13 protein-coding genes are annotated in these 20,266 nt (G+C 61.1%); 4 read left to right on the top strand and 9 right to left on the bottom strand.

Annotated elements, in window-relative coordinates; translation table 11 throughout:
* Nucleotides 1–252: 252 nt before the first annotated feature.
* Genes HYI44_RS10060 through glnE form a run of 8 tightly spaced genes read right to left on the bottom strand, consistent with a single transcriptional unit; the run spans nucleotide 253 to nucleotide 10,198 of the window.
* The gene (locus HYI44_RS10060) at nucleotides 253–1,701 is read right to left on the bottom strand and encodes a lipopolysaccharide kinase InaA family protein (protein ID WP_225569330.1); all 1,449 of its coding nucleotides are present in this window, start codon (nucleotides 1,699–1,701) and stop codon (nucleotides 253–255) included.
* Nucleotides 1,701–2,453 carry a lipopolysaccharide kinase InaA family protein gene (locus HYI44_RS10055; RefSeq protein WP_225569329.1) on the bottom strand — a complete coding sequence of 251 codons (753 nt, stop codon included), beginning with the start codon at nucleotides 2,451–2,453 and terminating at the stop codon, nucleotides 1,701–1,703. The genes HYI44_RS10060 and HYI44_RS10055 overlap by 1 nt, the downstream gene beginning before the upstream one ends.
* Nucleotides 2,450–3,184 (bottom strand): lipopolysaccharide kinase InaA family protein, encoded by a 735-nt coding sequence (locus tag HYI44_RS10050; protein WP_122841528.1) that lies wholly within the window; start codon nucleotides 3,182–3,184, stop codon nucleotides 2,450–2,452. The genes HYI44_RS10055 and HYI44_RS10050 overlap by 4 nt, the downstream gene beginning before the upstream one ends.
* Nucleotides 3,184–3,990, bottom strand: coding sequence for a lipopolysaccharide core heptose(I) kinase RfaP (gene rfaP, locus HYI44_RS10045; RefSeq protein WP_225569328.1), 807 nt, complete (start codon nucleotides 3,988–3,990; stop codon nucleotides 3,184–3,186). The genes HYI44_RS10050 and rfaP overlap by 1 nt, the downstream gene beginning before the upstream one ends.
* Complete coding sequence (locus HYI44_RS10040; protein WP_122841526.1) at nucleotides 3,987–5,111, bottom strand: glycosyltransferase family 4 protein; 1,125 nt, start codon at nucleotides 5,109–5,111, stop codon at nucleotides 3,987–3,989. The genes rfaP and HYI44_RS10040 overlap by 4 nt, the downstream gene beginning before the upstream one ends.
* Entirely contained in the window at nucleotides 5,111–6,172 is a 1,062-nt protein-coding gene (gene waaC / locus HYI44_RS10035) for a lipopolysaccharide heptosyltransferase I (protein WP_122841525.1), read from the bottom strand. The genes HYI44_RS10040 and waaC overlap by 1 nt, the downstream gene beginning before the upstream one ends.
* 1 nt (nucleotide 6,173) lies before the next feature.
* Complete coding sequence (gene waaF / locus HYI44_RS10030; protein WP_122841524.1) at nucleotides 6,174–7,208, bottom strand: lipopolysaccharide heptosyltransferase II; 1,035 nt, start codon at nucleotides 7,206–7,208, stop codon at nucleotides 6,174–6,176.
* Nucleotides 7,209–7,258: 50 nt separating this feature from the next.
* Complete coding sequence (glnE, locus tag HYI44_RS10025; RefSeq protein WP_225569327.1) at nucleotides 7,259–10,198, bottom strand: bifunctional [glutamate--ammonia ligase]-adenylyl-L-tyrosine phosphorylase/[glutamate--ammonia-ligase] adenylyltransferase; 2,940 nt, start codon at nucleotides 10,196–10,198, stop codon at nucleotides 7,259–7,261.
* A gap of 384 nt (nucleotides 10,199–10,582) precedes the next feature.
* Between glnE and aceE the strand changes: the two genes are divergently transcribed.
* The 4 genes from aceE to msrA all read left to right on the top strand — a co-directional run bounded on the left by aceE (nucleotide 10,583) and on the right by msrA (nucleotide 19,131).
* Nucleotides 10,583–13,228: a pyruvate dehydrogenase (acetyl-transferring), homodimeric type gene (gene aceE / locus HYI44_RS10020; protein ID WP_225569326.1), complete on the top strand. Its 2,646-nt coding sequence runs from the start codon at nucleotides 10,583–10,585 to the stop codon at nucleotides 13,226–13,228.
* Nucleotides 13,229–13,239: 11 nt separating this feature from the next.
* A complete protein-coding gene (aceF, locus tag HYI44_RS10015; protein ID WP_225569325.1) occupies nucleotides 13,240–15,210 on the top strand; it encodes a dihydrolipoyllysine-residue acetyltransferase in 1,971 nt (656 codons plus the stop codon).
* A gap of 405 nt (nucleotides 15,211–15,615) precedes the next feature.
* Nucleotides 15,616–18,309, top strand: coding sequence for a GGDEF and EAL domain-containing protein (locus tag HYI44_RS10010; protein ID WP_225569324.1), 2,694 nt, complete (start codon nucleotides 15,616–15,618; stop codon nucleotides 18,307–18,309).
* A gap of 174 nt (nucleotides 18,310–18,483) precedes the next feature.
* Nucleotides 18,484–19,131 carry a peptide-methionine (S)-S-oxide reductase MsrA gene (gene msrA / locus HYI44_RS10005; protein ID WP_045061896.1) on the top strand — a complete coding sequence of 216 codons (648 nt, stop codon included), beginning with the start codon at nucleotides 18,484–18,486 and terminating at the stop codon, nucleotides 19,129–19,131.
* A gap of 138 nt (nucleotides 19,132–19,269) precedes the next feature.
* On the opposite strand, the gene HYI44_RS10000 is transcribed toward msrA, so the two are convergent.
* Nucleotides 19,270–20,106 carry a 23S rRNA (adenine(2030)-N(6))-methyltransferase RlmJ gene (locus HYI44_RS10000; protein ID WP_225569323.1) on the bottom strand — a complete coding sequence of 279 codons (837 nt, stop codon included), beginning with the start codon at nucleotides 20,104–20,106 and terminating at the stop codon, nucleotides 19,270–19,272.
* Nucleotides 20,107–20,266 lie beyond the last annotated feature (160 nt).

Genomic DNA, 20,266 nt, shown 5'->3' with positions numbered 1-20,266 from the left:
TGGGGTCTAGCCTCTTTAGTCTGCATGCAGGCGCAATGCGCCTCAAAAAATTGATGTGCCCTCGCAAGCGGCGAGAGACAGCTAAAGGGCGGGATTATAGCGTAAACAAGGCGGGAATGACCCAGCGCTTATTTGACTCGGACGATCAAGATCAAAAGATCGCAGCCTCGGCAGCTCCTGCAGCCGGGCGCGAAGGCGAGACCGGCACAAATCTCCGTAGGAGCTGCCGCAGGCTGCGATCTTCGCGCCTTATCAGACGCTGGAGATGTCTTTGGGCAGACGCTGATCGATGAGTTGGTAGAGGGCGCTGCTTTCTGGCCAGTTGCGCATGAATCGCGCCCGATCCCGCGCATAGGCCGGGGCGAAGCTGCCTGGCGAGCCGTGCTGGCACATGGAGTCCAGGTCTATCAATGCCCAGCGATCCTGATGCCAGAACAGGTTATGGCCTTTGAAATCGCCATGGCTGATGCGCTCGCCGATCAGTTCGGCGAACAGATGATCCAGCGCCAGCAGCTCGGCCTCGGGAGCGTCCCCGCTATCAACATAGGGGGCAAAACGTTCGATGATATCCGGACCTGGAAGGTATTCGGTAACCAGATACGCCCGACTGCGCAGCCAGAAAAAACGCTTCTCCAGCAAGGCCAGCGGCTTGGGCGTGGCAATGCCCAGGAAGGCCAGGCGATTGCCTTCGCGCCACGAATGCCACGCACGACTTGGGCGCCAGAAGCGCTTCAACCAATGGGCGAACCCCTTGATGTTGTATCGCTTGATAACCAGCGTTCTACCTTCTACCTCGACTTTTCCTACACTCGCCGCGCCACCGGTCTTGTACAGATGGCCTCGATCAAGTAACTCGTCCGCCTGCTCCAGCACTGGCAGCATCGCCGCCTCTTCCTCGCGCCGAATAGCCCTCAAGGCAAACGCCCCGCGCTGGACGCTGAAGAGCGTGCACTCGCGCCCAACCTTGATCAGGAAGTCCTTGAGGCGCCAGGCGCGAACCTTGTTGATCTGCTTCTGCAATGCCTCCATGGGCAAGGCATGCTCGCCATTGCTCAACAGGTAATACACCAGGAGCTCTTCGGTGAAAGGCTCGAGGGATTTGGGCAGTTGGGCGAAAAAAACCCCGAGATTTTCCAGTACTTTCTGCCGCGACAGTGGCTGCCCCGGCGTTTCGGCGCAGATTCCCGCGCCATCAATCAAATACAGACGGCCCCGCTGGCGCAGCAGGTTGTCCAGGTGCAGATCTTCCTGCCACAAGCCTTTGCGGTGCATCTGCCCGATCGCCCCCAGCGCAGCTGCCAGGACGGCCGACTGCTCGTCCGCGAGCATTGGCAAACTCTCGACCTGCTTCCACGCATCGCCCAGGCTCTCGGCGCCCTCGAGAAAATCGAACAGCAGCCAGCCGCCCTCGCCTTCCTTCAAGCCATCGGCCAGCAGCAAAGGGGTGGTCAAGCCTTGATCGGCGAGCAAGCGCACGCCATTGAGCTCGCGCTGGAAGTGCCGCGACGCTTTAGCGCCGACCAGTAACTTGGCCAGCACGGGACGGCCGCGCCAAACGCCAGCACCAACGTATCGCTGCCCAGGCAGCACGCGCAGCAAGCTCAGCAACTGCAAGTTGGCTGGCCCGGCGGCATCGGCCAGTGAGATGCTCAATGGCAGGCCCGGGTTACGCCCTGCATGCTTCAGTTCGGACAAACGCATCAGCGCGCCTCCTTGTGACCGCGCCGCGCACCCAGGCGCTGCAGCCAGCTGTCGATCAGTGAACTGGCCACTGGCTGATCCAGGTAAACCGCCAGCAACTCACGCACTTGTGCGTCGTTCCACAGCGGCGCACGACGCAGCAGAGGCTCTAGATCCTTCACCCGGTCGCGCTGCCCCAGCAGCAATGGCCGGGTCTTTTCCAGGTCAATCAGCTGGGCTTGATAACCGCTGGCGGTGGTTTGCAGGAAAATGTGCTTGGGATAAAAACAGCCGTGAACCTGGCGTGCACCGTGCAGGCGCCGAGCCAGCTGGCCACAGGCCTGGATGATTGCCGACTGCTCCACCTCGCCAAGTTGCGACCAGCGCTGCAACAGCGAGTCGAGGTCATCCCATCCATCCAGCGCACGAGTCAGCAGAATCGCCCGCACTTCGCCCTTGACCTTGCGCTCACCAAAGAACGCCGCTTTCAACGCCGGAATGCCCAGGCTTTCATAGCGACTGATATTGCGAAACTCCCGGGCGAAACTCGGCTCGCCAAAAGGCGCATGCAACGTACGCATTTGGTAATTGCACTGCCGCTTGAGGTAGTAGCCATGACCTTCCAGGTCCAGGCGAAACACGCTGCTCCAGCCACCGCGTGCGGTGTTCGGTTCGTCCACCGCTTCCAGTTGCCTGGCCCACAGCGCTTCGAAGGTGCCCAGACCATGGCGTTCAAGTAACGCGCGGTCATCAGCGGCGAGAAAATCAGTCATTCGCGACCCTCGAAAAATCTGACAACGTGACGAATGCGCTTCTTGTCCGCCTCATTCAGGCGATCACGTTGGCGGTACTGCAAGTAGAACCGCAGGCGCTGAGTGGCCGACAGCTGGTACTTGGCGACCTTGTCCAGGCACGCCAGGTCCTTGGTGATTCGATACTTGAGCCAAAAACCGCGCCAGAAGTCGCCGTTAGGGCAATCGATCAGGAACAGCCGGGCCTGATCGTCAATCAACAGGTTTCGCCACTTCAGGTCGTTGTGAGTGAACCGATGGTCGTGCATGGTCCGTGTATAGCCGGCCAACTGCCGGCTGACAACATCGACCCAGGCACGGTCATGGAGTTTCGGATCATGGCGCTCGGCCAGTGCCGACAGGTCTTCGGTACGCGGCAGCTCCCGGGTGATCATTGCACCTCGATCATAGGCCGCCCCCCGCCGCTCCAGGCCCCACGCCACGACTTCGGCGGTGGGAATACCCCACTTGGCGAACCGTTTAAGGTTCTGCCATTCGGCCTTGACCCGTGGTTTGCCCAGGTAACGACGCAGGCCCTTGCCGGCGCCAACGTAACGCTTGACGTAGTAATTGACGCCGTTGCGTTGAACGCGGATGACTTCGGACAGCGGATCGCGGGTCAGGCGCTCGCCCTGAAGTGCAAACACTGCATCAAGACTTCCGAAATCTTCTGCCAGCTCGCTGTACGCAGGCTCCAGGTTCCAACCCGACATCAGAGCGCATCTCCGTACCGCTGTTTACGATCGTAGAGTTTGTTCGCCTTGCCTTCGAGCCAGGCGAGCAAGGCTGCTTCCTGGCCCAGGACCTGCCGCAGCGGCTGCTGGAAGTAACCTTTGAGGAAGCGCAACTTGTCGCGACGGGTCAGGCCAATGTCCAGCGCCGAAAAGTACAGCGCGGCCAGGTCCTTGTTGCGCCAGCGCTGAGTGATTGCCGGGCGGGTCTGGGCCCGGTGCAGATCGATCACCGAAAGCTTGAAATCGTCAGCCTTCACCGGTTTGTCGGTGTGCAGCAGGAAATGGCAGATGTAGCAGTCGCGGTGGTTGACGCCGGCGCGGTGCATCATGCCGGTCATGCGCGCCACTTCGGCGATCAGCGCCCGCTTGAGTGTCGGTTCCGGCGGGTTCTTGACCCAATCGACGCTGTAGTCTTCGAGGCTGACGGTAGGTGCCAGCTCTTCGGTGACAATGAACGAGTGCTGGTCGGCCGGGTTGCTGCCTTTCTCCCCGTAAGCCACCGCCGTCATGCTCGGCACCCCCACTTCCTTGAGGCGCTGGATGGCCTTCCACTCCTGGCCGGCGCCGAGCACCGGCAGCTTGGCGGTGAGCAGGTTCTTGAAGATTTCGCCCCAGCCAATGCCACGGTGGATTTTCACGAAAAAACCGTGGCCGTCCACTTCAGTGCGCAAGGTGCGGCGCGCCTCAAGCTCGCGATACACCTCGCCCTCGAGACGCTCGACTTCGGTAAACGGGTCGCGTCCAGCCCAAAGGCTCTTGAACGGTTCAGCCAACATCAATTTCATTTCGCCTGCTCCGCCAGAATCACGTCGGCCGCGTGCTGCGGCATGCTGTAGAGGTCGGCCGTGTCGGCGAAGGCCAGACCGTTGCGACTCCAGGCCGCACGCGCCTGAGCGTCGTTCAGCATGTCGGCCAGGTAGTGGGTCAGTTGCGCCTGATCGAATGGTTCGTCCAACACCCGCCCCGCGTCCGCCTCGGCGATGTAATGGGCGTAACCGCAGACCGCGCTCACCAGCACCGGCAGACCAGCGACCAGGGCTTCAAGCAGAACGGTCCCGGTATTTTCGTTATAAGCCGGGTGGATCAACAGGTCCGCACCCAGCAAAAACCGCGGAATATCGCTGCGCCCCTTGAGGAAGGTCACGTTATCGCCGAGACCCAATGTCGCACTCTGCATCTGGAATATCTTGGGGTCGTCCTGGCCAATTACAAACAGCCGGGTACGTTTTTTCAGATCGGCAGGCAGTCCGGCCAGCGCCTTGAGGCTACGATCGACGCCCTTGGTCTTGAACCCGGAGCCGATCTGCACCAACAGCAGCTCATCGTCCTGCAAGTTGAACTCACGGCGGAATTCAGCGCGGATCTCGGCAGCGTTTGCCGGTGCGCGACGATCCTGGGAAATGCCCGGGGGCAGCAGATGAAAGCGCTCCAGCGGGGTGCCGTAATGCTTGATGAACAGCGGTTGCTGGACTTCGGAAATCATCAGGACTTCGGTCTTGGCGTCCTTGGCGAACACGGCGCGCTCGTACTCGGCGAAGTGGCGGTAGCGACCCCAGCGACGGTAGAGCGAGTTGCGCAGGTTCTGCGCCTTGTCTTCAAAGCAACCATCGGCGGCGTAGTAGACGTCCAGGCCCGGCATCTTGTTGAAGCCGATCAGACGATCCACAGGACGCCTGGCCAGATCCGCGGCCATCCACTCGCTGAGTTTCTCGTTGCGACGATGATTGAAGAACGCCTTGACCGGAGCTACCAGCACCTCAAAGCCCGGCGGAATATCGCCTTCCCAGATCAGCGTATAAACGCGGATCTGGTGGCCGCGCTGCTGGCATTCCAGGGCGATGCGCATAAAGTCGCGCTGCAGCCCCCCGAATGGAAAATATTTGTACAAGACGAATGCCAATTGCATCAGCGCAGCTCCTCAGCCAGTAACAACGTGCTCAGTCGGGTCGCGACACGCTCGGGATTCAAACGCGTGAAGCACAGCGGCCACTCGCGTTTCAGGTCAAACCGGCTGGCATCTTCGGCCGTCGGTTGATAGGTGCATTTCTTTTGCAGGCAGGGTGCGCAGGGGAAGTCGCTGGCGATGTGAATCTGCGACTTGCCGTAGGCGCCAGTCAGGCCCGGGTTGGTGGGGCCGAACAGCGACAATGTCGGGACGTCCAGCGCCGCTGCCAGATGGCCAAGACCGGTATCCACCGCCACGCAGGCCTGCGCCCCGGCCAGCACTTTGCCAACGCCCGCCAGGTTCAGTTTGGGCAGGACTTCAACGTGGCGCATGTCCTTGGCGATGCGCTCGGCGCGCGCTTTTTCGGCCGGGTTGCCCCAAGCCAGCTTCACGCCGACGCCCAGGTAGCCAACGCGCTCGGCCAGCTCTCGCCAATAGGCCTCGGGCCAGTGCTTGGTGTCCCAGGTGGTGCCGTGCAGGAACAAAACGTAGGGATTCTTGCGCGGCAGCTCGACCAGACGTTCGACGTTCAGGCCATAGTCGCCCAGGCCCTTGGGCAAGTCGTAGCCCAGGGCGATGGCGAACAATTGGCGTACTCGCTCCACGGCATGCTGGCCGCGGGCAACTGCCAGGCGCCGGTCATAGAAACGTGCCGCGATCGGCTCACGTGCCGAACCTTTATCGAGGCCTGCCACCGGCGCCTTGACATAACGAGTCAGCAAGGCACTTTTCAACAGGCCCTGGGCATCAATCACCAGATCATATTTTGTCGCGCGAATGCTTTGCTTGAAGCGCTTCCACTCGCCGCTCCTGATGGTCTGCCAGATGTTTTTGCGCCAGCGACGAATCGCGACCGGAATCACCTTGCCCACCGCAGGATGCCAGGTCGGGATCTCCGCGAAGCCCTCTTCCACCACCCAGTCGAATTGAATGCCGGGAATCGCCCGGGCCGCGTCCGTCAGCGCCGGTAACGCATGGATCACGTCACCGAGCGAAGACGTCTTGATCAACAGGACCCGCAAATTAATTGACCTCGACCACAGTGCCCTGCAACCGCTGCAAGGCTTCGTTCACCGCTTGCGGCATAAGCTGGCGCAGGCAGTTGTAATGACCGAAACGGCACGTACGGTCAAAGCAGGGGCTGCATTCGATGCCCAGGCGGACAATTTCGACATGCTCGGCCAGGGGGGGTGTGAACCCTGGAGAGGTGGAGCCATACACGGCCACCAGCGGTCGGTTCAACGCAGCGGCCACGTGCATCAGGCCGGAATCGTTGGACACCACCGAGTCGGCACAGGACAGCAAATCGATGGCCTCGGCCAGGGACGTTCCGCCGCTGAGGTTCACCGACTCTTCACGCAAGCCCGGGATCAGCCGGGCGCGGATGTCCTCGCCAACGGAGTGGTCGTTTTTCGAACCGAACAGCCACACCTGCCAACCCTCGCGAATCCTGGCTTCGGCAACCTGGGCGTAATGCTCGGAGGGCCAGCGCTTGGATTCGCCGAACTCGGCACCCGGGCACAGCGCCAGCACCGGGCGGTCCAGGGTCAGGCCGAACTTGGCCAGCGCCGCTTTCCGGGACACCGGGTCGATCTGCAGCGTCGGGCGTGGATAAGGTTTTGGCAGCTCGACGCCAGGCTCGAAGGCCAGGGCCATGAACCGCTCGATCATCAGCGGATAACGTTCCTTATCCAGCGTGCGTACGTCATTGAGCAAGCCGTAGCGGAATTCGCCGCGCCAGCCGGTGCGTTTCGCGATGCCGGCAAAGAACGGCACCAGCGCCGACTTCAACGAGTTGGGCAGCAGGATCGCCTGGTCGTACTGGCCAGCCAGGGATTTGCCGATGCGCCGCCGTGTAGCCAATTCCAAGGCACCGTGGCCGAGCGGAAAACTCAAGGCCTGACGGACTTCGGGCATGCGCTCCAGGATCGGCCGGCTCCACTCGGGGGCCAGGACGTCGATTTCGCATTGCGGGTGGCGTTGCTTGAGACACTGAAAGAGTGTCTGCGCCATCACCATGTCACCGACCCAACTGGGCCCAACGATCAGAATTTTCATGTGGTTTCCAAAAACGAACCGGGGAGGCCTACGCCTCCCCGCCTCGTGAATCAGCTTAGCCCCAGCTCACGCCAGATCCGCAATACCTGCCGTCGTTCGTCCACGAACTGATCGCCCGGTATTACTCCTGCATCCTTTTGCAAAGCCTGCCGGTGGGCGGCGGAGCGGTAGGCTTTATAGGCCTCGCGCAACAGGCTGGCATCTGCGGCAGGCATCAAGCCTTCCTCTTCCAGCCCTTCCAGAATACGGATGTTGTCGGTCCAGCGTAGCAATGACGGGTGCGTTTGCGACCACGCCAGGGCCGCGTATTGCACCATAAATTCAATATCGACGATACCTCCGGCGTCCTGCTTGAGATCGAACGGCGCCGTGGCCTCGAAGGCATTTGCCGCCGTGCCGGCCGCCGTACTCTTGCTGCCAAGATTATCGCGCATCTTCGCACGCATCTCGCTGACCTCCTGGCGCAAGGTTGGCAAGTCCCTGGCCTTGCCCAGCACCGTGGCTCGCACCTTCTCAAATGCCTGACCGACGTCCTGGCTACCTACCAGCACCCGCGCCCGCACCAATGCCTGGTGCTCCCATGTCCAGGCTTCGTTTTCCTGATAGCGCGAAAACGCGCCAAGCGAACTCACCAGCAACCCCGAGGCACCGGACGGTCGCAGGCGCATATCCACTTCATAGAGCTGGCCGGAGTTGGTCTGGGTCGTGAGCAGGTGAATGATGCGCTGCCCCAGCCGGGTGAAAAATTGCGCGCCATCGATGGATTTTGCCCCGTCGGTTTCCGCCTGCGGGTCGCCGTCATGAATAAACACCAGGTCCAGGTCCGAACCATGCCCGAGTTCCAGCCCGCCGACTTTGCCATAACCGACAATGATGAACCCGGGATCGCACAAGGTACCGTCGGTGCGCAGCGGAGTACCGTATTTGGCCACCGTCTGCCGCCAGGCCAGGGCCAGCACTTGCTCCAGAATGGCCTCGGCCAGCCAGGTCAGGTAGTCGCTGACCTTCATCAGCGGCAGGCTGCCGGCAATTTCCGATGCAGCCACCCGCAACCGGTGAGCCAGCTTGAAATGCCGCAAGGCTTCCATCTGCTGCTCAAGATCGTCCTCGGGAATGCGCGTCAGGCGCTCGCGCAATTCCGCCGCCAGCTCTGGCGCCAGGGGTGGTTTGAACAAGCGACCTTCATTGAGCAGCTCGTCGAGCAGCAGCGGAAACCGCGTGATCTGCTCGGCAATCCACGGGCTCGCGGCACACAAAGTCAACAGCCGACGCAGCGCCCCGGGGTTTTCGGTCAACAACACCAGATAGGCCGAACGACGGGCGACAGCCTCCACCAAGGGCAGCACCCGTTCCAGGACCAGGTCCGGGTTGGCGTGCTCCACCGCCTGGGCCAGCAACCGTGGAATAAAGGCATCAAGCCGCTCCCGACCGAGGCGCTGCATGGCACGCAACTGCGGGCTGCCGCGCAAACTGGCGAGTGCCTTCAGGGCCCTGGTGGCATCAGCAAACCCGCCCTCCTCCAGCTGCCGACAGGCGGCCTCTTCATCCTGGGCTTCCTCCCACAGCGGCAACCATTCCCCGCCGACCACCACTTCGCTTTCGGTGCCTTCCTCTTCGTCCGGGTCGGCAATGACCTGGCCGAAGTGCCAGGCCACCCGATTGCGCCAGTACATCAGTTGTTCATGGAACGCGGGCCAGTCGGCAAAACCCAGCATAAAGGCAATACGCGCCTGATCCTGCGCGCCGTCGGGCAACATCTGGGTCTGGCGGTCGGCAATCGCCTGTATCGCATGTTCGGTGTACCGCAGGAACTCGTAGCCTTCACGCAGTTCGCTGACCACGGCCGGCGGCAGGTAGCCCTGGCCTTCAAGAGTGCTCAGCACCTTCAACAGGGGACGCTGCTGCAGGCTCAAGTCCCGGCCGCCGTGGATCAGCTGGAAGGCCTGGGCGATAAACTCCACTTCACGGATCCCACCGGAGCCGAGCTTGATATTGTCAGCCATGCCCTTGCGCCGCACTTCCTGCTGGATCAGCTGCTTCATCGTGCGCAGCGCTTCGATAGCCGAAAAGTCCAGGTAGCGCCGGTAGACGAACGGGCGCAGCATCTCCTGCAATTGCGCACCGGCGACTTGATCACCCGCCACCACCCGCGACTTGATCATGGCGTAGCGCTCCCAGTCGCGGCCCTGATCCTGGTAATACTGCTCCAGCGCGTTGAAGCTCAGCACCAATGCACCCGCCGAACCGTATGGCCGCAGGCGCATGTCGACGCGGAAGACAAAACCGTCGACCGTCATCGGGTCCAGCGCCTTGATCAGGCGCTGACCCAACCGAATGAAGAACTCCTGGTTATCCAGCGAGCGTTTGACGCCCACTGTTTCGCCGCCCTCGGGATACGCGAAGATCAGGTCGATGTCCGAAGACAGGTTGAGCTCCACCGCACCGAGCTTTCCCATGCCAAGGATGACCATCTGCTGCGGCTCGCCACTGCGCCGACCCGTGGGCGCGCCGAACTGCTGGCAATGGCGCGCGTACAGCCATTGATAAGCCTGGTCGATACTGGCGTCGGCCATGTCCGAAAGATCGCGACAGGTCTGCACCAGATCGGCCTGGCGCGTCAGGTCACGCCAGATGATCCGTACCTGATGCCGGGTGCGCTGGCGGCGCAAGGCTCGCCCGAGTTCGTCGTCGGTCTCGGCCTGGTTCACCGCTGCGGCAATCTGCGCGCACAATTCACCCGAGGCAAAGTTACGGTCCAGCTCCCCGGACCGCACCAGCTCCAGCAGCATCGACGGGTCACGCACCGACTGTTCAATCACAAAGTCGCTGGCGGCGCTCACCCGGGCAAATTGTGCCCATCGCTCGGGAGGCCAGGCCGACAGACCATGATCATCCTCCAGCGCCTCGACGGCAGCACGAAACGACTGCTCGGCACGGGTGACCAATGGCAGGAGAATGGCGGGCAGTTCAGCCAGCGAAGGGAGGCTCATGGTCTATCCTTGATCGGCGTGGAACGGGCTGCATGTAGTGATTTTCGAAAAGGCACTACCTGATCGACTGTCGAACAAAGGTTATAAATAGCTGAAATTGTTTTAATGTTGGCAGCGATCATCAAGCTTTCACCTTTTTCGGTTGGCAAAAGACCAACCTTAACGATTATTCTCACAACGCAGCCGGAGGCCACAAGCCGCTCATCTGTAGTTTTACTACTCGTATATACATTCGGAATGCTGAAATGCTCGATGATTTGTAGTAAAACTACACGCCGCCGGAACCTACCTCTCGGCAATCCAAGAATTTATATCGTCTGCCCACAAGGCCAGTCGCAAACTCAGGCAACCGATTCTGGAAGCCTTTCCGCCCTGGAGCAAGCCATGCAAGACCTCGATCCCGTCGAAACCCAGGAATGGCTGGACGCCCTGGAATCGGTTCTCGACAAAGAAGGCGAAGACCGTGCCCACTATCTGATGACCCGTATGGGCGAACTTGCAACCCGCAGCGGTTCGCAGTTGCCTTACGCCATCACCACGCCATACCGCAACACCATTCCCGTCACCCACGAAGCACGCATGCCTGGCGACCTGTTCATGGAACGCCGCATTCGCTCGTTGGTACGCTGGAACGCGATGGCAATGGTAATGCGTACGAATTTGAAAGATTCGGACCTGGGCGGACACATCTCCAGCTTCGCTTCCAGTGCGACCCTGTACGACATCGGCTTCAACTACTTTTTCCAGGCCCCGACCGACGAACATGGCGGCGACCTGATCTACTTCCAGGGCCACACCTCGCCAGGCGTTTACGCCCGTGCGTTCATGGAAGGCCGCATCACCGAAGACCAGATGAACAATTTCCGTCAGGAAGTGGACGGCCAGGGCCTGTCGTCCTATCCGCACCCTTGGCTGATGCCTGATTTCTGGCAGTTCCCGACTGTATCCATGGGTCTGGGCCCGATCCAGGCGATCTACCAGGCGCGCTTCATGAAGTACCTGGAAGCTCGTGGCTTTATTCCGGAAGGCAAACAGAAAGTCTGGTGCTTCCTGGGCGACGGCGAGTGCGACGAGCCGGAATCCCTGGGCGCGATCTCGCTGGCTGGCCGCGAGAAGCTCGACAACCTGATCTTCGTCATCAACTGCAACCTGCAGCGCCTCGACGGCCCGGTTCGCGGCAACGGCAAGATCATCCAGGAACTCGAAGGCGTGTTCCGTGGTGCCCAGTGGAACGTGACCAAAGTCATTTGGGGCCGTTTCTGGGACCCGCTGCTGGCCAAGGACGTCGACGGTATCCTGCAACGTCGCATGGACGAAGTCATCGACGGCGAGTACCAGAACTACAAAGCCAAAGACGGCGCGTTCGTACGTGAACACTTCTTCAACTCGTCAGAACTCAAGGCGATGGTTGCTGATCTGTCCGACGACGAGATCTGGAAACTCAACCGTGGCGGCCACGACCCGTACAAGGTCTACGCGGCGTACCACGAAGCGGTCAACCACAAAGAACAGCCTACCGTCATCCTGGCCAAGACCATCAAGGGTTACGGCACCGGTGCTGGCGAAGCGAAGAACACTGCGCACAACACCAAGAAAGTCGATGTCGACAGCCTGAAGTTGTTCCGCGACCGCTTCGACATCCCGGTCAAGGACGAAGAACTGGAAAACCTGCCGTTTTTCAAACCAGAGCCAAACAGCGCCGAAGCCCGCTACCTGAGCGAGCGCCGCACTGCATTGGGCGGTTTCGTGCCACAGCGTCGCGCCAACAGCTTCAGCGTGCCGACCCCGTCGCTCGATACCCTCAAGGCCATCCTCGACGGCTCGGGCGACCGTGAAATTTCCACCACCATGGCCTTCGTGCGGATCCTCGCGCAACTGGTCAAGGACAAGGAAATCGGCCCGCGCATCGTTCCGATCATCCCGGACGAAGCCCGTACCTTCGGTATGGAAGGCATGTTCCGCCAACTGGGCATCTACTCCTCCGTCGGCCAGCTCTACGAGCCAGTCGATAAAGACCAGGTGATGTTCTACAAGGAAGACAAGAAGGGCCAGATCCTCGAAGAAGGCATCAACGAAGCGGGCGCCATGAGCTCCTTCATCGCTGCCGGTACTTCGTACTCCAGCCACAACCAGCCAATGTTGCCGTTCTACATCTTCTACTCGATGTTCGGCTTCCAGCGTATCGGCGACCTGGCCTGGGCTGCAGGCGACAGCCGTACCCGTGGCTTCCTGATCGGCGGCACCGCCGGCCGGACCACGCTGAACGGCGAAGGCCTGCAACACGAAGACGGTCACAGCCACATCCTGGCTGGCACCATCCCGAACTGCCGCACCTTTGATCCAACCTACGGCTACGAGCTGGCGGTGATCATCCAGGACGGCATGAAGAAGATGACCGAAGAGCAGCAGGACGTTTTCTATTACATCACTGTGATGAACGAGTCCTACCAGCAACCAGCCATGCCGGCCGGTGTCGAGGAAGGCATCATCAAGGGCATGTACCTGCTCGAAGAAGACACCCGCGAAGCGGCGCACCACGTTCAGCTGATGGGCTCCGGCACCATCCTGCGTGAAGTCCGTGAAGCAGCGAAGATCCTGCGTGAAGAGTTCAACATCGGCGCTGACGTCTGGAGCGTTACCAGCTTCAACGAACTGCGTCGCGATGGTCTGGCCGTAGAGCGCAGCAACCGCCTGCACCCGGGCCAGAAGCCGCAACTGAGCTACGTCGAAGAATGCCTGAACGGCCGTAAAGGCCCGGTCATCGCCTCTACCGACTACATGAAGCTGTTCGCTGAGCAAATCCGCCAGTGGGTCCCGTCCAAGGAATTCAAAGTCCTGGGCACCGACGGTTTCGGCCGCAGTGACAGCCGCAAGAAGCTGCGTCACTTCTTCGAAGTCGATCGTCAATTCGTGGTGTTGGCAGCCCTGGAAGCATTGGCTGACCGTGGTGATATCGAACCTAAAGTGGTGGCTGAAGCCATCGCCAAGTTCGGCATCAACCCGGAAAAACGCAACCCACTGGACTGCTGAGGAGACACTCTGTGAGCGAACTCATTCGCGTACCTGACATCGGCAGCGGTGAAGGTGAAGTAATCGAACTATTTGTGAAGGTCGGCGACCGTATCGAAGCCGAACAGAGCATTCTGACGCTTGAGTCGGACAAGGCGAGCATGGAAGTTCCTGCTCCCAAGGCCGGCATCGTCAAAAGCCTCAAGGTGAAGCTGGGCGACCGTCTGAAAGAAGGCGACGAACTGCTTGAGCTGGAAGTCGAGGGTGACGCGGCTGCGGCACCTGCGGCTGCCGCTGCGCCGGCAGCCAAGGCTGAAGAGCAACCGGCGGCAGCGCCTGCTGCAGCCGCTCCAGCTGCGGCGCCTGCTGCTGCCTCCGTACAGCAAGTGCATGTGCCGGACATCGGTTCGTCGGGCAAGGCCCAGATCATCGAGATCCAGGTCAAGGTCGGCGACACCGTCGAAGCTGATCAGTCGCTGATCACCCTGGAGTCCGACAAGGCGAGCATGGAAATCCCTTCGCCTGCCGCTGGCGTGGTCAAGAGCATCAGCGTCAAGCTCAATGACGAAGTGGGCACGGGCGACCTGATCCTGGATCTGGAAGTGGCTGGTGCTGCGGCCCCTGCTGCTGCCGCTCCGGCCCAGGCTGCTGCGCCTGCTGCCGCTGCACCTGCACCTGCCGCTGCAGCCCCGGCCGCACCGGTTGCCGACAGCGTCCAGGACATTCATGTGCCGGACATTGGTTCGTCGGGCAAAGCCAAGATCATCGAAGTACTGGTCAAGGCCGGCGACACCGTCACCGCCGACCAGTCGCTGATCACCCTGGAATCCGACAAGGCAAGCATGGAAATCCCATCGCCTGCCGCCGGCGTGGTGGAAAGCATTGCCGTCAAGCTGGATGACGAGGTGGGTACCGGTGACCTGATCCTCAAGCTCAAGGTCAAAGGTGCTGCGCCTGCTGCTGCCCCGGCAACCGCCGCTGCCGCACCGGCTCCTGCACCTGCACCTGCAGCGGCCAAGGCTGACGCTGCTCCGGCTGCCGCTGCGCCTGCCGCACCGGTTGCGGCCCCGGCCAAGCCGGGCGCCAAGGTTCACGCCGGCCCGGCGGTTCGCCAGCTGGCCCGTGAATTTGGTGTCGAGCTGAACGCGGTCGGCGCCAGCGGTCCACACGGTCGCATCCTGAAAGAAGACGTTCAGGTTTACGTCAAAGCCATGATGCAGAAGGCCAAGGAAGCACCGGCCGCTGCTGGCGGCGCAACCGGTGGCGCGGGCATTCCGCCGATTCCGGTCGTGGACTTCAGCCGCTTCGGCGAAACCGAAGAAGTGCCGATGACTCGCCTGATGCAGATCGGCGCTTCCAGCCTGCACCGCAGCTGGCTGAACATCCCGCACGTGACTCAGTTCGATTCGGCTGATATCACCGACCTGGAAGCGTTCCGTATTGCCCAGAAAGCCGTTGCAGAGAAGGCCGGCGTCAAGCTGACCATCCTGCCGCTGCTGCTCAAATCCTGTGCGCATCTGCTCAAGGAGCTGCCGGACTTCAACAGCTCGCTGGCGCCAAGCGGCAAGGCGATCATTCGCAAGAAGTACGTGAACATCGGCTTTGCGGTCGACACCCCTGAAGGCCTGCTGGTACCGGTCATCAAGAACGTCGACCAGAAGAGCCTGCTGCAGCTTGCGGCTGAAGCGGCTGCGCTGGCTGCCAAAGCCCGCGACAAGAAGCTCACCGCTGACGACATGCAAGGTGCCTGCTTCACCATTTCCAGCCTCGGGCACATTGGCGGCACCGGCTTCACGCCGATCGTCAACGCGCCGGAAGTGGCGATCCTCGGTGTCTCGAAGGCAACCATCCAGCCGGTCTGGGATGGCAAAGCCTTCCAGCCGAAACTGATGCTGCCACTGTCGCTGTCCTACGATCACCGTGTGATCAACGGCGCCGCTGCTGCACGCTTCACCAAGCGCCTGAGCGACCTGCTGGCCGACATCCGCACCATCCTGCTGTAACACCAGCCGGCCCTCCCTGGAGGGCCCGTTGCGTTTCGCGTTTTCCGAGCGCCACGCTCGTACCTCAACCCCGCCAATTTGGCGGGGCTTTTTTTTGCCTGAATGTTTTAACCAAGGCTTCCTGCAGCCGGGCGGTACAGGCTACCTGTTGCAGAGAATCGATATTCCGTTGTGCTGCCCCCGCCCCCCGGATCGCAGCCCTCGGTGCTGCGATTCTTTCGGGCAGAAAAATAATACTTTCGGCCCACGACTGCAGAATTCCCAATCCCTGCCGACATATTCTTATAGCACTTGGCCTCCATCTCTCTTGTCAGTCGGTGTCGCAATGATGCAACCTTGCGACACGCAACAGAAAAGAGGGCGCGAGCCCGGCGCGACCAGTACTTTCGCAGCGAGTCTCCCTTCATGAAAAGCCAACCCGATGCCGCCAGCCGTATGGCGGCCGAGGTAGTGACGCAATTGCCTGTGCCCTCGCGGCTCGGCATGCTGCGTTTCGAGCGGCTGAATGAAGCCAGCTGGGCGATGCTGTTTCTCGACCCCAACTGCGAACGACAATTTGGCCTGGCGGCGGTTGAGCTCTGCTCCCTGATCAGTTCGCCTTACGCCAGCCTGATGGAGCCGCAAGCGCGCCATCAACTGCATGATGCGATTCAGCAGCAGCTCACCGAAGCCTCCAGTTACCTGATCCGCTATACCCTGCACACCCCCGCCGGCGCCTTGAAGCTGCTGGAGCTGGGCGAAGCGTTCAAACAGCACAACCGGCAGCTGGTGCGCGGCTACCTGCTGGTGGTGGACGAACTGTTCGAAGGCAACCCTCTACTGGCCGCATTGGACCTGGAAACCCAGAACTCGCGCCTGCAAATCGCCCTTGAACTCAACCAGCGCACCCAGCAGGAACAGCTGATGCACCTGGAACGAGTGCGTGCGCAGCAAGACTTGATCCTTCTGCTGACGCGTCAGCGCTACACCAGCATCAACTCCCTGCAGGAAGCCGCCGAGCTGATCACCCGCAGTGCCTGCGATATCTACGAGGTCGATTGCGCCAGCCTGTGGAACCTCGAAGGGTCGATGCTGGTACCGATCTCGGCCTATCACCGAACGAGCCAGAAGCATCAGCTGCCGGACCCGATCGATGTCAGTGGTTTCCCTGACTATCTGGAAGCCCTGCACACCGGCCGCGCCATCGACGCCCACAATGTCATGCGCGACCCGCGCACCCGCGAGCTGGCCGAATGCCTGCAGCCACGGGATGTCATCGCCATGCTCGACGCCAGCGTTCGGGTCGACGGCCAGGTGGTCGGGGTGCTATGCCTTGAGCAGAACGCCACCGCCCGCGCCTGGCAGTCGGACGAAATAGCCTTTGCCGGCGAGCTGGCGGACCAGTTTGCCCAAGTGATCAGCAATCACAACCGCCGCACCGCCACCAGTGCCCTGCACCTGTTCCAGCGGGCCGTCGAGCAGAGCGCGAACGCCTTTCTGCTGGTCAATTGCGATGGCATCGTGGAGTACGTCAACCCCAGCTTTACCGCGATCACCCAGTACAGCACCGAGGAGGTTCACGGTCAGCAACTGTCCCAACTGCCGGCCCTGGAAAACCTCAGTGAATTGCTGTTCGACGCGACTTCAGCGCTGGCCAAGAGCAACAGCTGGCAGGGCGAATTCAAAAGCCGACGCAAAAACCTCGAGCCCTACTGGGGCCAGTTGTCGATCTCCAAGGTGTACGGCGACAACCGCGAGCTAACGCATTACATTGGCATTTACGAAGACATCACCCAGAGCAAACTCGCCCAGCAACGAATCGAACGCCTCGCCTACACAGACAACCTGACCAACCTCGGCAATCGACCCGCCTTCATCCGCAACCTCGACGAACGCTTCGCCCGGGATACCGATACGCCCATCAGCCTGCTGCTGGTGGACATCGACAACTTCAAGCGGATCAACGACAGCCTCGGCCACCAGACCGGCGACAAGCTGCTGATCAGCCTCGCCCGCCGGCTGCGCAACAGCCTGAGCCCCAGCGGCAGCCTGGCGCGTTTTGCCAGCAACGAATTCGCCGTGTTGCTGGACGACACGGACCTCTGCACCGGCCAACAGGTGGCCAACCAGCTGCTGGCGACGCTCGACAAGCCAATGTTCGTCGACAACCAGCTGATCAGCGTCACTGGCTCCGTCGGCCTGGCGTGTGCGCCGCTGCATGGCCGCGACCCGCAGACGCTGATGCGCAACGCCGGCCTGGCGCTGCACAAGGCCAAGGCCAACGGTAAGCATCAGGTTCAGGTGTTCACCGAGACGTTGAATGCCGAGGCCAGCTACAAACTGTTCGTCGAGAACAACCTGCGTCGCGCCCTGACCCAGAATGAACTGGACGTGTTCTACCAGCCCAAGCTGTGCCTGCGCAGTGGGCGCCTGCTGGGCATGGAAGCGCTGCTGCGCTGGAACCATCCAGACAAGGGCATGATCCGCCCCGACCAGTTCATCAGCGTCGCCGAGGAAACCGGCCTGATCATTCCGATCGGCAAATGGATTGCACGCCAGGCCTGCCGCATGAGCAAAGACCTGACTGCAGCCGGCCTGGGCAATTTGCAGGTAGCGATCAACCTGTCGCCCAAGCAGTTCTCCGACCCTGACCTGGTGGCATCCATCGCCAATATCCTCAAGGAAGAAGCGCTGCCGCCCAATCTGCTGGAGCTGGAACTGACGGAAGGCCTGCTGCTCGAAGCGACCGAAGACACGCACTTGCAACTCGACCAGCTCAAGCGCCTGGGCCTGACCCTGGCCATGGATGACTTCGGCACCGGCTATTCGTCGCTCAGCTACCTGAAAAAATTCCCGATCGATATCATCAAGATCGATCGAAGCTTCATCCACGAAATCCCGGACAACCAGGACGACATGGAAATCACCTCCGCAGTGATCGCCATGGCCCACAACCTGAAGCTCAAAGTAGTAGCCGAAGGCATAGAGACCGCCGAGCAGCTGGCCTTCCTGCGCCGCCACCGCTGTGACGTCGGTCAGGGCTACCTGTTCGACCGGCCAATCCCGGGCAGCGAGCTGATCGAGAAGCTCAAACGCTATCCACGTGGCCCGATTGCCTGAGACGCCCATGTGGGAGCCAGCCTGCTGGCGATAGCGTCGTGTCAGCCAGCGTCCACGTCACTGACGTACCGTATTGCGAGCAGGCTCACTCCTACAGGGGTAGTGCGTTAAACGGCATCATTGGGCACACTGGTGGTCTACCTATTACATCCAACCTGACTGAGAGGACTGATCATGGTTCTGCGCTCGGAAATACTGGTGAATAAAAACGTGCTCCCGACTAAAGAACAAGCTCTGCCTGGCCGCGAAACCCCTATGTCCCTGCCGGAGAAACATTTCGTCCACGACGCCCCGCTGCTGGGCCCGTTCGTCACCGACGTGGATTTCGCGATCTTCGGCCTGGGCTGCTTCTGGGGTGCGGAACGCAAATTCTGGCAGCGCGAAGGCGTGGTCAGTACGGTGGTCGGTTACGCCGGCGGCTTCACGCCCAACCCCACGTACGAAGAGGTCTGCTCGGGCCTGACTGGCCACAGCGAAGTGGTTCTGGTGGTCTACGAACCGGCGAAGGTCAGCTACGAAGCGCTGCTGAAAATGTTCTGGGAGCTGCACAACCCGACTCAAGGCATGCGCCAGGGCAACGACATCGGCACGCAGTATCGCTCGGTGATCTATGCCACCAACCCGACTCAACTGGAAGCGGCCAAGGCCAGCGCGAAAGTGTTTCAGGCTGAGCTGACCAAAGCCGGCAAAGGCACCATCACCACCGAAATCGAAGAAGCGCCGACGGTCTATTTCGCCGAGGCGTATCACCAGCAGTACCTGGCGAAAAACCCTGAAGGGTATTGCGGGATCGGCGGCACTGGCGTGACTTGCCCGATCTGATCGGACACCGCTTCCCCCTGTAGGAGCCAGCTTGCTGGCGATGGTCGTCAACGATAACGCGGGAAACCTGATACCCCGCAGTGCTCACTGGCTTCTCGCGAGCAAGCTCGCTCCTAGACGGGTGTTAGATCGCCGCTATTATTCGGCGATCAACCAGTCCATCTGCCAGCCGCCCTGGGTCTGCCCAAGCTTTTGCGCCAACCACGGCAGCAACTCGCGCAACTCCTCCTCGAGCCCCCATGGCGGATTGGCAATCGCCAGCCCGGAGCCGTTCAAGCTGTTTGGCGTATCCAGTGGATGCACCAGCAACTCTACCCGCAACAACTTCGGCGCGCCGGTGCCTGCGAGGTCTTGATAGAAGCGCCGCAACATGCGCTGGTCCTTGACCGGATACCAGATCGCCGCCACCGTCTGGCGCATCCGGCCGATAGCCTCTTTCAGCGACGCCGCACAGCGCTGCATCTCATCCAGCTGCTCGAACGGCGGGTCGATCAACATCACCGCACGCTTCTCCTGAACCGGCAACATGGCCCTAGGCACATGCCAGCCCTCGCCCAGGTGCACCTTGACCCGTCGATCGCCGGCCATGTTGTCCTTGAGCAACAGGCCATCCTCGGGGTGCTTCTCGTTGAGCATTACCCGATCCTGCGGTCGCGTAAGACGCCGCGCCAGCTCCGGCGACCCCGGGTAAAAGCGCAACTGGCCATCCGGGTTCATGTCATGCAACACCTTCATGTAATCGGCGGTCAATGCCGGCAAGTCCGGTTGATCCCAAAGACGCGCAATGCCTTCAAGGTACTCGCCGGTTCGGCTGGCCTGATCACCCTGCAGGTCATACAGGCCGATACCGGCGTGGGTATCGAGATAGGCAAACGGCTGCTCCTTGCGCGACATCAGGGCGATGAGGCGGGTCAAGGTCAGGTGTTTGAACACGTCGGCGTGATTGCCGGCATGGAAGGCGTGACGATAATTCATGATTGCTCCTGCGCAGGCCGGCAAGTTTACCCTGTACCGAGCGTAACGTCAGGGCTTCGCGGCCGAGCGGGCTGAGCACGCCCACTTCGCGCCTCGGGGGCATAAAAAAACGGCCCACCTCCAGAGGAAGCGGGCCGTTTTCAAGTTCGGCAAAGGCTCA

The organism is Pseudomonas sp. Y24-6 (assembly GCF_020295325.1).
Taxonomy (GTDB): Bacteria; Pseudomonadota; Gammaproteobacteria; order Pseudomonadales; family Pseudomonadaceae; genus Aquipseudomonas; species Aquipseudomonas gregormendelii.
Note: the sequence above shows the minus strand (reverse complement) of the source record. Positions and strands in the feature narration are given on the sequence as shown.